Raw genomic sequence first — 16796 nt, forward strand, 5'->3', positions numbered from 1 at the left:
ATCTTTTAAGTAGACTCCAACGGAAGTTTCCACCGTTATCAGGGAAAGCGATATCGGAATTTATGTATTCCCGTATTGTATTAAGTGCAGAATTCTATTCTGAAATTAGGTGGTACCACGGACACGTTTCGCCCTAAGCAATTTACTGATCAAGTTGCTTAGGGCGTTTTTTGTCTGTTTTGTAAGTGATATTACAGGAGGTATCCGAGAATGGATAAGAAGTATGATTTTACGGAAGCAGAAAAGAAAATGCAGGAGTTGTGGGAAAAGGAGGGAATATATACCTATCAGAACGGAAGGGATAAGAAAGTATTTTCCATAGATACACCGCCGCCTACAGTAAGCGGCAGCCTTCACATCGGTCATGTATTTTCCTACACCCAGGCAGAAATTATTGCCCGGTACAAAAGGATGCAGGGCTTTGATGTATTCTATCCCTTTGGCTTTGACGATAATGGACTTCCTACGGAACGGCTGGTAGAAAGAGAAGGAAATATCAGGGCAGGGGAAGTAAACCCTGGTGAATTCTATAAGAAGTGCCTGGATACGGTAAAGAATTATGAAGAGGAATTTATAGACATGTGGAAAAGCCTGGGCTTTAGCGTGGACTGGAACCTTACCTATCAGACTATATCAGAAAAGTCCAGAAGAATATCCCAGCGCTCCTTTTTGGAGCTTGCAAAGAAAGGAAAAGCTTACCGGAAGGAGTCACCGGTACTCTGGTGTACGGAATGCCGGACCTCCATTGCCCAGGCAGAGTTAGATTCAAAAGATACGGAGTCGGTATTTTACTATCTCTCCTTTGGGGCAGAGCCTGTTCCTCTTATTATTGCTACCACCAGGCCGGAGCTTCTGTACGGCTGTGTATGCATCTTTGTAAACCCATCGGATGAAAGGTACCGGGATTATATCGGACTTAGCGTAAAGGTACCCCTGTATGACTTTGAGATTCCTGTTATGGCGGATGAAGGAGTATCAATGGAGAAAGGAACCGGAGCGGTAATGTGTGCGACCTTTGGTGATGCCACGGATGTGGAATGGTATCAGAAATATCAGCTTCCCTATAAAAAGGTTGTTACAGAGGAAGGAAGAATAAGTGCAGATGTTCCTTTTATCGGAGGAATGGGAATTAAGGGGGCAAGGAAAGAGATTATAATGAGGCTAAAAGAAAAGGGCCTGGTAATAAAAGAAGAACCAATTATCCATACCGTTGGAATCCATGAGCGGTGCAAAACAGAAATCGAGATTGTGCCTTCAGCCCAATGGTATATTGATATCACCACAGAAAAGGAAAAGTTTTTAAAGGCAGCCGATGAAATAAATTGGTATCCCCAGTATATGAAGAACCGCTACCGGATATGGGTAGAGAATTTAAAATGGGATTGGTGCATTTCAAGACAGAGATATTTTGGTGTACCTTTTCCCGTATGGTACTGTAAGAAATGCCATAAGCCCATACTGGCAGAGGAGTGGCAGCTGCCGGTCAATCCACTGGAGGATAAACCGCCTCATCCCTGTGACTGCGGCTGCGGGGATTTCAGTGAAGTCATTCCGGAAACAGCAGTATTTGATACCTGGGCTACCTCTTCTGTTACGCCTTTTATCAATTCAGGCTTTGGGGAGAGGGAAGATACTCACAGCGAAATCTTCCCCATGGGTATGCGAAGCCAGGCACATGAGATTATCAGAACCTGGGCTTTTTACACCATTGTAAAAAGCATTTACCATACCGGGCAAATACCCTGGAAGGATATTATGGTAAGCGGCTTCGTTCTGGCAAAGCCCGGTGAAAAGCTTAGTAAATCCCAGAATAACGCGTCTCTTTCACCGGCCTTTTTAATCCGGAAACATTCGGCAGATGCCATCCGCTACTGGGCAGCCAATGCAAAGCTGGGTACGGACACCTTTTTTACGGAGGAGGAGCTAAAGATATCCAAACGCTTTCTTACCAAGCTCTATAATGCGGCTAATTTCTGTATCATGCATTTGGAGGATTACAAGAAAGAAGGAACTGCTTTCCTGCCTGTTGACAGGTGGATTCTGCAGAGAGTGAGTGAAGCTGCAAGGCAGGCGCAGGAGCTTCTGGAACACTATGAGATAGGGCAGGCAAGGCATGTAATAGACGAACTCTTCTGGAGGGATTTTTGCGATGATTATATTGAGATTGTAAAGGAGCGCCTATACCAGCCGCAAAAGCATGGAGAGAGGGAGCGGCAATCCGGCCAGTATGCGCTCTATCACAGCCTCCTTGGCATATTAAAGCTTTATGCCATTTATACACCGCATATGACGGAATATATCTATCAGCAGTTCTTTTGTTCCTTTGAGCCGGAGATGTCTCTTCATCAGACTTTATGGAATACAGAAGCAGAGGATAGGGATATCCTGGAATTCGGACAGCGCCTCCAGACGGTAATTGGAGAAGTAAGAAGGAGAAAGGCAGAAAAGCAGCTTTCCATGAAGGAGGAGGTTGAGGAGCTGATCATTACTGCTCCTCCCCATATGGCAAGGTATTTTGAAAGCTCCGAAAAGGATATAAAGGCCTGTACCGGAGCTAAGAAAATTATTGTAAGAAGCTGATAGAGTCTTAAAAAATCAGAGGCTGTTTCGTTCAGGGCATAATATTTACCAGGTCACGAAACAGCCTTCTAGAAAATATCAGATAGTTTCTTCCTGTATATCTAACCCTTCCGTCTTCTTTGAATCATCAGGGCAGGAAGGCAGAGCGTTATGCTTTCGCATCACTGTGAGAGATAAGCAGAATCCGGTCAGTATAAATAAGAGCATAACAAACAGTGCGGATGTAAAGCCTGTTGCCGCTGCAGTTTCTGCTAAAATTCCTTTTTTCAAGGCATTTGCCTGGGAGGTAGACATAATGCTTAGAAACAGGGAAGAGCCTATTGCTGCTGCAATCTGCTGGAGAGTATTTAAGATTGCCACACCGTGAGGATAAGAGGTCTTTTGCAGGTTACTAAGGGCATTGGTCTGGGAGGGGGAGAGGGTGCTGCCAATTCCGATGCAGACGGCAATATAAAGGAGGATAATCATAATGAGTGCAGTCCCAGCCGTTACTCTCGATAAAAAGAAAAGGGCTGTAAGAATAATGAAAAAACCTGCGGGTATCAGATTTTTAGCTCCGATTTTATCATACAGCCGCCCGCTTAGAAGAGACATACCGCCATTTATCAAGGTTGCAGGGAGAATAGCAAGAGCGGATAGGAAAACAGTTGTTTTCAATGCTCCCTGCAGATACATGGGAAGCATGATATTCATAGTGAATACTGTCATCATGGATATCATGACAAGGACTGCCCCTATGGAAAAGGCGGAATTTTTAAAGGTACGGATTTCAAGCATGGGTTCTTTTAAGGTCAACTGACGCTTTCCAAACAGAAGAAGTGCCAGAATACCTGCAAGAAAGGCAGAAACAGCCACTGTAAGATTTTCCTTACTGCTAAAGGCATTTAATCCGTATATAATGCCGCCGACACCAATGGTTGAAAGCAGGATGGAGAGGATATCAATCCTTGGCTTTGTCAGAGTTGTTACGTCTGCCAGATAAACAAGGCCAAGCACCATTAGAAGAAGGATTATGGGAATCAGCATAAGGAATAGAACATGCCAGTGAAAATAGTTTAATACCAAGCCTGAAACGGTAGGTCCCAGTGCCGGACCCAGTTGAATGGCGCAGGAGCATATGCCCATAGCAGTGCCGTGTTTTTTTCGGGGTGTAATCAGCAGAACAATTGTCATCATAATGGACACCATCATACCGGTGCCAAAGGCCTGAATCATTCTGGAAAACAGCAGCAGGAGGAAGGAATCAGAGCAGGCTGCCAGAGTAGTTCCCATGAGGAGTACAGCCATGGCGCCAAGATAAAGCTTCTTGATTTCAAAGGTCTGGATCAGGAAGGCTGTAATGGGAACCATGACAGCTACAATAATCATATATGCCGTTACAATCCATTGTATGGTACCCCCTGTGACATGCATCTCCTCCATTAAGGTATTTAAAGATACATTTAGAATCGTTTCGTTGAATAGTCCCACAAAGGCACTAAATACCAGGATACTTTGTATCGCTGCAGGATTTAGCTGCTTGCTGGGAGCCTTAGCTTTTTTACTGGTCATATGGCTTCATATTCTCCTTGTCATAAATTTGCGCAAAAAAAACGAGCGGGTTTGAGATAACTGGACTTACGTTATCAAACCGCTCGTTATGTTTTTCATTTTACAATATATTAGAGAAATTTTGCAAGTACTTTTTATATTTTTTAGATGGCAGGAAACAATGTCCTTTATTGGTTTCTTAAATCTATTTCTTTGTCATTCATAATGTTAATTACGATTGTAATAAACAGAGCTATGAATATAGCTATAACAAAGTTTACAATAGGCACTCTAACTGGCAGTCATACGGCTCCTTTTCCACATGGCATTGGTTGTATTCGAAAGCTTCAACGCAGCCCATTGCACGATAGAATGCCTGGCTTTCTACCGCAGAATGAGCCGAGATATATAATTTTTTCGCGCCATGTTCCTTTGCCCAAACCTTTGCCAGTTGAAATAATTCCTTCCCAATCCCTCTTCCGCGCATATCTTCAGAAATGTGGATGCTGGATAAGTCAAGGTATTCTTTGTTTTTTCCAAATAAAGCAGGCTCTACAGAAACAAAGCCTTTTAACGTTCCGTCTGAAAATGCTCCCAATACAAAACCGCCTGTAGTTATGGTATTTTTTAAACAGGCAATCAATTCATTATATTCGTCTTCCGTCCAGTCATCCGTAAAGGGAGCATCTTTAATACACCACTTACCATCAATTTTACGCCAGCATTGGGTTACAGACTGACGGCGTATGAAATGTGAAAAAAGTTCTCTATCAATTTCATTTGCTTTTAATTCTATGTATTTCATATTAATCCCCTTCGTGAATATCAAAATGTAAACATTTTATATACAATTATATTATTTTAAAATAAAGAACCTTTCAGGAACTTATTGATGGAAGGATTTCCAGAAAGCACCGTCCTTATCAATCAAATTCGTGATATCGGAAAATGGAATTTCAAATTGCGGAAAGCCTGCGGCATAGGGAGCAATGGCACCGGAATCAAAATAAACCGTTAGTGTATCATTACTAAGGTCAAAGAACTGGCTCTCTGTAACATAGGTGCTGTCAGAGGTAAAATAGAAACTGCCATCTGCCGTCTCCTGTGCTTTCATTTTTTTACGCACAATATTATCCAGAGCCTTGACATAATTACTGTCCTTCTTGAAGAGGTCCTTAAACTGATAGAATGTGCCGGTTTTGGTGTCTATAAAGTAGTAAAGGCGGATGGGGGTACCATGAGCGGCTCCAAAGGGAAAGTCATATCCGGTCCTGCAGATGACTAAGAGGTCCTTGAGCTGATCTACTGAGAAGTTGTCATCAACCATCAGTGCATCCTTTTCCGTAAGCTTCATCCGGTCAGCAGTAAACAGGCCTTCCAGCTTATCGTTAATTTTCTTTTGAGTACTTAAGTCACTTAAGCCTTCCAGTTTTGGATAATAGATTGCGACATATTTGTTCGGTTTAACCTTTACGGAGTGGACGGTGATGCCGGAAGAAAGTGCCGTTGCCTCCGCACCTTTCCAAATAAGGGTTCCGTCCATCTTAAGATAGTAAAGAGTATTATCAATATTTGCCTGAACTACATTACCCAGAACAGTCAGCGTTCCGCGGCCTTCCTGTTTTGGAAAGGAGGAGACTTTATTTCCCTTTGTATCGATCAGATAGGTGTATTTACTGTCAGTGCAGGAAGCATATTGATTCGTATAAACACTAAGATCGTAATATTTATAGGAGGTCAGCTGTTTTCCGTTCTTATCAAAGAGGGCAGAGGGCATAACACCGGTAAGATAACCTTCCCCGTCAGGAAGCTTCTTTTTGACGCCGAATAACCCATTTCCAAGGTATGTAGCATCACTGTAACTTGCTTTTAGTATGGTCTTTCCGTTAAGATCCTTGACACCCTCAAGAAAAGTCTTGGAATCGGTATAAGTAATATAACCATCACCGGTTACACCATAATAATTTTTGATATTTAAGGGATAGGTTTTTAGAATCTTCCCTTCGCTGTTGATGCGGTAGAATTTACCTGATTTTGATACGATTGCGGTATGATCCTTACCAAAGTCGCTGGCAAAATTATAGCTGGCTTTAATGACAATCTTACCCTTGTTATTGATATATCCGTTTTTGTAGGTCTTGGTATCGGTGAAAGAAGCCAGACCATTATGAAAATCATTGACATAATTCGAGGTTTTTAAGATGACTTTTCCCTTTGTGTTGATTGCAAGATAGGTTCCATCCTGATATACAACGGCCAGACCATCCGAGAAATTTCCTGCCCAGGTATAGGAAGGTTTTATCACGATAGAGCCTGTCTGGTCAACAAAGCCATAAAGGTCGTTGCCATTTGTTATGGCATGCATTGGATACAGATTGGAGTTTTTCTCCGATAAAGTGTTATTTGCGGCGGCGAGAGAGCTCTCCGGATTAGCGGTGGATGCATTCGCTTCTTTTATACTGCCTGTATTGCAAAATACAACAGACAAACATACAATTCCTAATAAGGCGGCCTTTCTAAGGCCAATTTCCAATTTCACTTTTATTTCCTCCCAATTCACTTTTTCTTATCTTATGAAGATCTTCCCTGTTAACAAGTCTATTATATCTCTTCTGCAAAGAAATGCACGTTACGTTTGTATGAAAGTTATTAAATGTTGTTTACGGAAAATGAACAAAAAAGGGTCTGTCTGCAGAGGGATTTTTAAGAAGAAATATAGAAAGCCTTTGTTTTGGTGGACTTGCTGTGTTTGATTTTGTAATGTATTTATTAAGTGGTTCCCGTAAGGAGTATAAAAGTGCAATACGGTGCGGGGAGTCATTTTATTCGAGTGGCATACAGTTCGGCATTGATATGCCAGATTCCGTCTTTTTCCACATGTACGTTTTGCCAATGAAAGGATATATCCGTAATTTCTGAAAAAACCCATTTTTCATTTTGATTGTTAATATTGGTAAGGACAATCTTCTCTCCCTCCCGCCTGGCTTCAAGGCGGGTAATATACCCTGTACATCCGTAAGAGACATCCCATCTTGTTGTCCGGGGATTATAAATTCGAAGTGTAGTGCCATATTCACCATCCGGTTGTGGATTTGCTTCTCTCGTAAATCTGGAAGGACAGATAAAAACATCCTGAATTGCCCGACCTTCCAGTACCCGGGAAAATATCCATTCTCCCTGTACTTTTCTCTTTTGATTGTTATCAACCCATTCAAAATCCCATTCACCTATCAGCATACCAAAAAGATCGTCCTCTGCTGGAATGTCTTCATTTCTATTATTGCTTATTAATGCATTCGTAAAACCGCTCATTTTTTCCTCCGTTCTATTGCTTATATATAAGTATATTATAGTCCGGTACTGCGACAGCTATATGTCATGATTTAATAAAAGTCACGGCAGTTTAAATTAGTTCTTAGCAACACAAGCTTGGGGAACTTGGGCTTTATCATTTACAGCTCTTCAATCAGGCTTTTTAACTGTTTGCTCTCTTCAAAGCCAGGGTCTGAAAGAAGTGACTTTTCAATGTACTCCATGGCTTTCTTAAACTCTTGCAGATTGTAGTGACATAGCGCTATTTCATAATTTACCCCGGCATCTTCGCCGTAAAATTCCAAGGAAGATTTAAAAAGCCTGATAGCATCCTCATCATAGCCAAAATAGGCTAATAAGGAACCTAAACAATAAAGTAAATTTCCCTCTTCCCCGATAGGGAAATAATACTCCCATACCTTATATATTACGGAAATCAGCTCTTCCGCCGGAAAATCCTCCTCGTCAGCTATTCTTTCAAGCAACGTATTATAGAATTCAATAAAGGTTCTTGCATCCCAAACAGTATATCTTAGAAAGGTCAGCAATTCTTTGGTGGTGAGAGACTTATGAAGAGGTACAACTGCCTTTTTTATGGTGTAAAAATCATCAGGACCTATGCTTTCGATAATCTCGCGAAAGGCCATTTCAGTTTCTGAAAATTCATGTGAATGCTGACTTAGCAAAAACAAAGAAGTAGTTACATTTTCATGTTCATATATACTGTGAATTGCTTTTCCACCAAGGCTCTTAAAATATAATTCCAGAGCGTGAAAATTAACCGTCAGGGATATGGAGCCATGCTTTGATAAATAAGGATGATAATTTTTGTGCATTGACTCTGCATTTCGATATCCTTTATCGGAGGAAATCAGAACGATATCATCGCCAAACAGGTTTTTTAGTCTATTGATACACTGCAAAGCAATTACCGGCAGGGAAAAGGCGGTATCCTCCAAACAATCTTTGTAGTATAGGAGAATATCATTCATAGTATTGTCTTCGTAATAACGGCTGTCCTGTAGTGGTCTGTCTGTATAGTAATAATCCAAGCCTGCCAGAATGGATTTATCCTCTGAATCAGGCTGTCCGCTTCCAGAAGTAACCGTAATCAGGCCTTCAAAAAGCGTTCCTTTGTTTACATAGAAGGTATCTTGCGGAAGAGTGTCAAAAGTATAATTGGCGAATAAAATCAGAGGGTTTCTAAGGTTGCCGGCCCTTAGAACTTCACCGCTGTTTCTTAGCTGTAACTCTTCATCCTTTGTCATGTCAAAGGATGCACAGTCAAGTACCCCATTTTCAAAATAAGGCCTAAGATAACTATGGTTTAGCCAGTATTCTACGTTTCTTTCGGCAAGATCTGTTATGATATATTTGAACCTTAACCCCTTTAGGGATGAATTTTCAAGCATATATAGAAATCTCTTAAGAAAGGTATAGGTAAACCGGCCGACTCCGGCGGCAAGCTCCATTATATAGATGGTAGTACTTTTATCAAAATCTGCATTGGCAGAGATATCTCTGCAATAACCAAATACGGTTTTGGCATACAGGTTTGCAATGTAAGGGTTTGTAGTTATATATTGAGGTACAATTCCTTTACTCCAGGCTTTTGGACCTTGGCTTGCATAGAAGTCGGTCTGAAGCTTCCATACGAGGGATTGGGATAGAGGTTTTTGGCTTTCCAGTATGTTTGCAGAATTCTCTGAAGTTTCTGGTTTTCTGCCTCTTTTTATCATATATTTTCTTGCCTTTTCTGCCAAGATAATTCCCCTTTCAGTATCAGATATTGCTTCCCGGATAAAACATGCAGGAGAGCAGACAGATAGCATAACACGTGCTATTGCAGTAGCATTATACAACAGTCATAAGGAAAAAACCATCATAGAAATAAAAGTGAGCATAAAAATAGGGCTGTTTGATTTTAGACAGCCCTGCATACTGCAAAAAGGATTCTCTTAACGGTACATAAACACAAATTATTTATTCGATGATATAGGCACTGACAATCTCTCCGCAAAAAATGGTATGATAATCCTTGTTGGCACCATGGTAGAAGCTGTCAACCTCCTGGGGATAAAAAGCCTTTCTGTTTTCTTCTGTGATCTTTTCCTCATCCTGTTTTTGTTTGTATACTACCTTGCACTCAAGTGTCAGTGGTAATTCCTTAATAGCGGGAACGGACACTTTATCAGGTGTTTCCAGTGTCAGATTAAGTTCTTTGATTTTATCAGTGTCACGGCCGGATTTTGTTCCGCAAAAACCTAATATCTTTTTGTCAAAGGCTCCATATGGTATATTTATTGTGAATTCAGAATTTTCTTCAAGCTGATGTTTTGTAAAGCGGTTTTCTCTGACAAAAACGGTAAATATCGGTTTTGACCATTCAATTCCCAGTGTACCCCAGGAAATAGTCATAGAATTCACTTTATCATCTGTTTTTGTAGTCAGTAAAACACCTGTTTCCACCGCTTTCATAATTTCACTGGCATAATCGAATACTTTAATTTCCTTCTTCATAGTACTGTCCTCCTTGAAATTTCGCTACCTATATGATAAGTTAATGAAAATTTAACAACAAGTATGCACTTTTTAGTAAGATACTATCCAAAAGGAAAGTATTAATTTGTAATTATTATATTGACTATCGGTTTTTCTCGCTCCGTGCAAAGAAGAAGGTGCCGATAACCAGAAAAACAATCGTAAGAGAAATAATTATAAACAGACTAACCAAAGGGTTGAACAACACTACATTAGCATATTCTGAAGTTCCGGAATAAACCACGGCGCGGGTAAGATCAAGGCAATAGGTCATTGGCATTATGCGGGATAATAAATATAAAATACCTGAGGAATTATTTATTGGAATAATTGCACCTGAAAGAAACATTTGCGGCATCGTGATAAGCATAACTGCCATGTTTGCCATTTTGTTGCTTTTTATAAGTCCAATGACTATCATGGCCAATGCACCAGCAGATAAACACATTAGCGGAGCTAACAAAAATATTAATAAATATTGCCCGATTGTCAGGGAAATACCCATAAAGAGCCCTATTATTATTGTTCCCAGCATTCCAACAATTGCACCAAAAGAGGAGCCAAGAATCTTTCCTATAACAATAGAATAGCGGGATATGGGTGAAATCATCATTTCCTGGGTGAAATCGGTCACATGGTCTTCAACTAAGGATGAAACACCAGAAGCTGTCGTCATAAACAACATATTAACAAGCATACCAATTAACATGTATTGATTATAATCAAAACCAAGCCCTCCGGCCATGTTCTGAGAAAGGCTCCCCCCAAGCATGCCCATCATAATTAATGGCATACCAAGGCTCATAATAAGCATACCCGGTGATTTGAAAAACAAGGTGATATCACGTGCCAATATTGTGATTACTACGTTCACTTCTCTTAAAGGTTTTGGAACCGGCTTTTTTAATGTTATTTCATTCATACTGTTTCTCCTCCTGTTCTTAATAAATATTCTATATAAGCATCTTCAAGTGTTGGTTCCTGCATTTTAAGAAGTGTTAGTTTTGTTTTTAATTTTGCTATAATCTCTTGTGCCGTTATATCCTGATAAGGTACTATGACATGATCTTCGACGCGATGATTCATTCCCATAGCAGTTAATTCATTTGTAAGAGCCAAGCGGTTATCAGAATCTAAAATAACCTCTTGTTTCAGTAAGTTTTGCTTCATTAAATCAGGAGTCCCATTGAAGGCTATTAGTCCTTGATTAATAATGCAAACTCTGTCCACATGCTCAGCTTCATCAATATAGTGGGTCGTTAAAAATACGGTAGTTCCATTCTCACGTCTGACAGTATTAAGATAGTCCCATAACCCGCGTCTGCTTACGGCATCTAAGCCCTGTGTCGGTTCGTCAAGAAACAAAATTTTGGGTGTATGGATCAGGCTGCGGATAATTTCAAATTTACGCTGCATTCCACCTGAAAGCTTTTTAATGGGCTTGAATAAAGCATCTTGTATGCCAATGATTTCGGCAAGCTCTAAAACTCGCTTGCGATATTCTTTTGGCATCATTTTAAAAGTTGGGCGATAGGTATACATGCCATATAGACAGGCATGAAACCGGATGTTTTCTTCTGCTGAAAGTTGTGGGTCAAGGCTCGGCTGCTGAAAAATAATACCCACGTTCTCTCGCACATGCTTAGCTTCCTTATCAATATCTGAACCGGCGATAGTCACATTCCCGGATGTTTTGGACAGTGTGGTGGTCAGTATTGAAATTGTGGTTGTTTTACCTGCACCGTTTGGCCCCAGGAAAGCAAAAAATTCACCTTCTTTTACATCAAAGTTGATTCCCTTAACGGATGGTGTTTTGGCTCTATCGTATTGTTTTACTAAATTTTCTACATGAATCATTTTTTCCATACTTATTTTCTCCTTTAACAAATTAACCTCTGTTTAATCAACAACCATATCATATAGCTGTTAATTAAACAGAGGTTAAACACAAGTTAAACGGAATGTAAACACAGTGAATTATTTGGGTAACTTTATACTAAATATAGTTCCGGCCCCGACTTCGCTTTCAACATGGATTGTTCCTTTATGAAGCTCTACAATCTTTTTTACAAGGGATAAGCCAAGACCGTTTCCGCCCAAATTTCGGTCCCGGGCTTTATCAACCTTATAGAAACGCTCAAAGATATGGAGTTTATCTTCGTCTGAAATTCCAATTCCATTATCAGCAATACGACAGACCACCTCGTAATCTCCATTGGAGGTTGTAATAGTAATAGTGCCTCCATTGGGAGTAAACTTTATAGCATTGTGAAGTAAATTTATCCATACCTGTGCCATTAAATTTTTATCTCCAAACACATAGACTGCCTCAAGTTCTAATGAGATGTCCAGGTTCTTTTCAGACCATTGCGGTTCGAGCATTAAGAGAGAGTTTTGTATTTGCTTGTCCAGCCTAAACTTAGAAAAGGAGAGCGGTGTTGCATTTGCGTCCAGGGAAGACAATTTAAGCAAATTGTCACTTAGCTTTGAAAGGCGTTTACTTTCAGCCTCTATTATGTCGATATAATGCACCCTCTCTTCGGCGATGATAGAGTTATTGCGAAGCAATTCAGCGAACCCGGAGATCGATGTGAGAGGTGATTGTATTTCATGAGAAACATTGGCAATAAAGTCTTGCCGCAAATTTTCCATTGTTCCAAGTCCATGAGCCATTTTATTGATAGTTTCGGCAAGCTCTGAAAAGGGGTCATGCTTTTCTACTTTCATTACTACGGAAAAATCACCTTGAGTAATCCGCTTCATGGCATCGAGAGCTTCTTCTATTATTTGATCACGTCCAAAGTGTTTGAATTTTTTGCTGTTGGCATCAACAATAATTTTTACACCGGCTGCAAAAATGTACAGACCTAAGATACCAGTTAGAATATAAGTCCATGGTTTGGCTGGTGTTCCGGTATACCTATAGATAAAGTTTGTTAACAGATAAGAAAGCCAAAAACAAAAACTGAATGCAATCATAGAAATAAGTATGCTGCCAGCAATACGAAATCCTTGGTTCTTTTTATGTTGGCTCATGGAGCACCTCCAAGCGATAACCTAATCCCCTAATGGTCGATATCTTAAATTTGTATTTTTCACTGGGAAATCGTTCACGCAGGCGGTTAATATGAACATCCAGTGTCCGCTCGTTACCTTCAAAATCATAACCCCAAATGTCTTCAATAAGCTGGTCTCTTGTAAGTGTTTTTCCAGCCATAGACCCAAGCTTATACAAAAGTTCAAACTCTTTCATAGGGATGTCACTCTGCTCTCCGTTACAGGTTATCGCGTGGCTGGATTTATCAAGGATAAGAGTACCAATTTCTACAACGTAAACTATTTTGTAGCGTCTTAGTAATGCCTTAACACGTACAATAAGTTCAATTCCCTCAAATGGTTTTGTTAAATAATCATCTGCCCCCGATTCAAAGCCCTTCACTTTTTGACTTAAATCCCCTTTAGCGGTAAGCATCAAAATCGGTAAATCCTGATAATATTTACGGGCAAGGCGGCAAAATTCATAGCCATCCATTTCAGGCATCATTATATCAAGTACACATAAGTCTATTTTGTTTTCTTTCAACTGTTGCAGCGCATCACGTCCATTGCTGGCTTCATAAATGGTATAGTCTTCATTTCTAAGCAATGTTCTCTCAAGTTCCCGAATATACGGGTCATCATCTATAATCATTATATTGGTCATAAAAAGCCGCCTTCCTTTATTCAATTGTAAAATATAAATGTAAACGCAAGTTAAACGAAAGGTATGGAGATGTGATATACGAATATGGAATTAAAATATGTCCGCTTTTATTGTATGCTATAACATAATTTATTTTTTGGCAATTATAACCCTGCGATAAAATCCCCTATTATGTATTGTAAATCGACCCAATAAATGGTATTATTAAACCCAAAAAACGCATTTTAGTAGCTTAATAAAGTTAATGAATGGAGAGGCTGGGACATACGCTGTAAAAGTTACTGATAAGGCCGGCAATATAGCCGAAATGAGTTTTGCCATTAAGTAATGCTAATACCAGCCGTAGTTTAAGCACATTATACATTTCAGAAAGGAACCTATCATGAGGGGAACTCCATCCAAATGCAGATATTATGGTTAAATTTGGGAAGGAAGTTTCATTATAGCTAAATAAAATAAGTGGAGGTATAGTAGATGGCAAAGAAACCTTATTGTGTTCATCAGGATGTAATCAGACCTGACTTGAACTATCGTGAACATATGGCGTATGCAACATTAAAAGAGGCAAGGGCTGCTTGTAAAGGTATTCCCCATGTAAGTATTTATAAATACACATTTGATCAATATGGTAATGTAACTTCATGTAAATCATGTAGAGTAGGAGTCCATTGAAAAACTCTCTTTAATTACACTTGTTGGTAGTTGTCATAGTGACAAGCTGTTTCACTTTGTTGTTCGGCATTTATTAAATATTTTTTGGAGGCGTAATTATTATGAAGAAGAAAGTTTTATCAATAGTAGTGGCACTATGTATGGTTTTGGGGATTGCTCCAACGTTTACTTTGCCGGCAAAAGCGGCGACAGGTGACTTTAACATTCAGGATGGTGTTTTAGTTTATTACGGTGACGAATTTGGAAGCCCAGGGCCGGAAAACGTCATCATACCAAACGGGGTAACCGAAATTGGAAAAGGTGCATTCTATAGTCACTATGAGATAACATCGGTATCCATCCCTAACAGCGTAAAAAAAATAGACGAAGAAGCTTTTTGGGGATGTTCTTCATTAGATAGTGTTGTAGTTCCCAGTTCAGTAACTTCCATTGGTAAGTATGCGCTCGGTTATGAGCGTGACGGACAATTTCATTCACCTATGAAAGAATTTGTGATTAAAGGTACAGCTGGTTCACAAGCACAAATTTATGCAAACAAAAACGATTTCAAATTTGTTGCATTACCTAATTCAAAGACTGCTGCCAAACCACATCCATACGCTACAGCATTAAGTGACTATTTCAAGGATGCGAAAGGTTTCACCGCCGCTTACCTGTCCGATATAAATGGTGATGGTATCAAAGAAATGGTCGCCGAAAAAGGACGTGAAGACGGAGCCAAAACCTGTCGGTTCTTTTACTTTTACAAGGAAAAACTTCGTACATATGACAAAACATATGCACAGGGAAATATGTTTTTTTCATCAAATAACAATTTGATAGATTACAGTTATGATATGACAAAAGAGTATCATATCCTAAAAATTAAAAACGGAAAAGTGATGGAATCATCTTATTTTTTAAAGGATTATAATAACGACCCTGAGAATCCTGACTATTATCAGAACAAGAAAAAAATCTCCAAGTCGGTATATGATTCGCTAGTCAAAAAATATGGTTTATCCGACAAAAATCTTTTTATAGCTGGTACCGACCGGATTAACAGACCTGACCAAACAGCACAAATCCTTGCTATGACTACTACTGTTAAAGTAACTGGAATTACTCTAAACAATACTTCACTCTCCTTAGCCAAAGGAAAAACATACGTTTTAAAGGCAACGACAGCCCCTGCAAATGCTACGGCAAAGACCGTGACTTGGAAATCATCCAACACAAAGGTTGCAGCCGTAGACAAAAATGGTAAAGTAAAAGCCATTGGCAAAGGAACAGCAACTATTTCAGCCACGGCAACTGACGGTAGCAAATTAAAAAAAACTTGCATTATAATTGTTAAATAATACAGACCGGTTTTTACCAATCAATGATTATGACATTAACCTGTTAAATACCGTAGAATCAATCAATGAAAATCATAGCTATAAAGATGCCGGGTTTATCTTCTGCGATAAGGATGGGCGTACACATACGTGTGAGATTGATTAATGATGTACTCAATCGTACTCAAAAAATGAAGAAGGCCTGTATTCATGTAGACCGCATGAATACAGGCAAAAGTAATAAAAATAGTTAAGCGGATAACGGGAATCGAACCCGCGTCTCAAGCTTGGGAAGCTCGCATTCTGCCAGTGAACCATATCCGCATATGGTTGGAACGTACTACTATTATAAATCCACATAAAGGAATTTTCAACTTAAAAATATAAATAAATTACTTGACAGGAATTTCTTCTTGACATCATCCCCGTAATACTATACACTAACAGCAATTACAGGTGACAAGACAACTGGCTTGATAGCATGCTGATAAATAAGAACCTGTACGTGTTTCACAAAATAAATGAAACGGGGGAATCAAATATGAACACAAAGAATTCCGTACAAACTATGACAATTGCTGCTTTGCTTTCAGCCATTGCAATTCTGATACCGATGTTTGCACCGAAATTTGTACTGGAGCCGGCATCCTATACATTGGCAAGCCATGTGCCTATTTTCATTGCAATGTTCATCTCACCTTATATAGCAGTTGCAGTAGCCATCATTACTACTATCGGGTTTTTAATGGCGGGAATCTTTCCGATAGTTGTTGTACTAAGGGCATTATCCCATGTTGTATTTGCAATTGTTGGAGCCATTATACTTAAGAAGAATAAAAACCTTTTAAATACAGTGGCGGGATTCACTTTATTCGGTCTGCTTACAGCAGCTATCCATGCTGTTTGTGAGGTTGCAGTGGTTACATTCTTTTACTGGGGAAATAATTTGACTGATTTATATTATAACAAAGGATATCTTTTTACTGTAATCCTGTTAGTAGGCGTTGGAACCATCGTTCATAGTATGATTGATTTTACGATTGCTTATTTTATATGGAAGCCGCTTCAGAAGATTGTTACAGTCCCGGTAAGTGTAAGAATCTCAAAAAGCGAGGCAAGGTTTTAGAATTAAGGCGTTT

General features: G+C 39.5%; 14 protein-coding genes, 1 tRNA gene and 1 other annotated feature (1 of these 16 only partly in view). Of the genes, 4 read left to right on the plus strand and 11 right to left on the minus strand.

From position 1 onward, the window contains the following. Window positions 1-139, plus strand: a binding site (T-box leader) (it extends 123 nt beyond the left edge of the window). A 71-nt stretch (window positions 140-210) separates the two neighbouring features. Further along, entirely contained in the window at window positions 211-2580 is a 2370-nt protein-coding gene (locus BUF11_RS10795) for a valine--tRNA ligase (protein ID WP_073588865.1), read from the plus strand. 78 nt (window positions 2581-2658) lie between these two features. Here BUF11_RS10795 and BUF11_RS10800 read toward each other — a convergent pair whose 3' ends face one another. The 10 genes from BUF11_RS10800 to BUF11_RS10845 form a co-directional block, all read right to left on the minus strand. Next, on the minus strand, window positions 2659-4131 hold the full coding sequence (locus tag BUF11_RS10800; RefSeq protein ID WP_073588866.1) for a DHA2 family efflux MFS transporter permease subunit: 1473 nt from the start codon (window positions 4129-4131) through the stop codon (window positions 2659-2661). Window positions 4132-4387: 256 nt separating this feature from the next. After that, window positions 4388-4915 (minus strand): GNAT family N-acetyltransferase, encoded by a 528-nt coding sequence (locus BUF11_RS10805; RefSeq protein ID WP_073588867.1) that lies wholly within the window; start codon window positions 4913-4915, stop codon window positions 4388-4390. Window positions 4916-4996: 81 nt separating this feature from the next. Further along, the gene (locus BUF11_RS10810; RefSeq protein WP_073588868.1) at window positions 4997-6649 is read right to left on the minus strand and encodes a WG repeat-containing protein; all 1653 of its coding nucleotides are present in this window, start codon (window positions 6647-6649) and stop codon (window positions 4997-4999) included. 278 nt (window positions 6650-6927) lie between these two features. Then, entirely contained in the window at window positions 6928-7422 is a 495-nt protein-coding gene (locus tag BUF11_RS10815; RefSeq protein ID WP_073588869.1) for a hypothetical protein, read from the minus strand. A 140-nt stretch (window positions 7423-7562) separates the two neighbouring features. Then, on the minus strand, window positions 7563-9185 hold the full coding sequence (locus tag BUF11_RS10820; RefSeq protein WP_073588870.1) for a tetratricopeptide repeat protein: 1623 nt from the start codon (window positions 9183-9185) through the stop codon (window positions 7563-7565). A gap of 220 nt (window positions 9186-9405) precedes the next feature. Beyond that, on the minus strand, window positions 9406-9942 hold the full coding sequence (locus tag BUF11_RS10825) for a flavin reductase family protein (protein WP_073588871.1): 537 nt from the start codon (window positions 9940-9942) through the stop codon (window positions 9406-9408). Window positions 9943-10066: 124 nt separating this feature from the next. Then, a complete protein-coding gene (locus BUF11_RS10830; protein WP_073588872.1) occupies window positions 10067-10885 on the minus strand; it encodes an ABC transporter permease in 819 nt (272 codons plus the stop codon). Further along, entirely contained in the window at window positions 10882-11829 is a 948-nt protein-coding gene (locus BUF11_RS10835; protein ID WP_073588873.1) for an ABC transporter ATP-binding protein, read from the minus strand. Before BUF11_RS10835 ends, BUF11_RS10830 begins: the two co-directional genes overlap by 4 nt. Before the next feature lie 111 nt (window positions 11830-11940). After that, window positions 11941-12999 carry a HAMP domain-containing sensor histidine kinase gene (locus BUF11_RS10840; RefSeq protein ID WP_073588874.1) on the minus strand — a complete coding sequence of 353 codons (1059 nt, stop codon included), beginning with the start codon at window positions 12997-12999 and terminating at the stop codon, window positions 11941-11943. Next, the gene (locus BUF11_RS10845; RefSeq protein ID WP_073588875.1) at window positions 12986-13666 is read right to left on the minus strand and encodes a response regulator transcription factor; all 681 of its coding nucleotides are present in this window, start codon (window positions 13664-13666) and stop codon (window positions 12986-12988) included. Before BUF11_RS10845 ends, BUF11_RS10840 begins: the two co-directional genes overlap by 14 nt. Window positions 13667-14140: 474 nt before the next feature. Between BUF11_RS10845 and BUF11_RS10850 the strand changes: the two genes are divergently transcribed. Continuing rightward, window positions 14141-14338 (plus strand): hypothetical protein, encoded by a 198-nt coding sequence (locus BUF11_RS10850; protein ID WP_073588876.1) that lies wholly within the window; start codon window positions 14141-14143, stop codon window positions 14336-14338. 101 nt (window positions 14339-14439) lie between these two features. Further along, window positions 14440-15678 (plus strand): Ig-like domain-containing protein, encoded by a 1239-nt coding sequence (locus tag BUF11_RS10855; RefSeq protein ID WP_073588877.1) that lies wholly within the window; start codon window positions 14440-14442, stop codon window positions 15676-15678. A 232-nt stretch (window positions 15679-15910) separates the two neighbouring features. On the opposite strand, the gene BUF11_RS10860 is transcribed toward BUF11_RS10855, so the two are convergent. Beyond that, a tRNA-Gly gene (locus BUF11_RS10860) sits at window positions 15911-15981 on the minus strand. Window positions 15982-16198: 217 nt separating this feature from the next. Between BUF11_RS10860 and BUF11_RS10865 the strand changes: the two genes are divergently transcribed. Continuing rightward, entirely contained in the window at window positions 16199-16783 is a 585-nt protein-coding gene (locus BUF11_RS10865) for an ECF transporter S component (protein ID WP_073588878.1), read from the plus strand. The last annotated feature ends 13 nt before the right edge of the window (window positions 16784-16796 follow it).

The organism is Anaerocolumna xylanovorans DSM 12503 (assembly GCF_900143645.1).
GTDB classification, from domain to species: Bacteria; Bacillota; Clostridia; order Lachnospirales; family Lachnospiraceae; genus Anaerocolumna; species Anaerocolumna xylanovorans.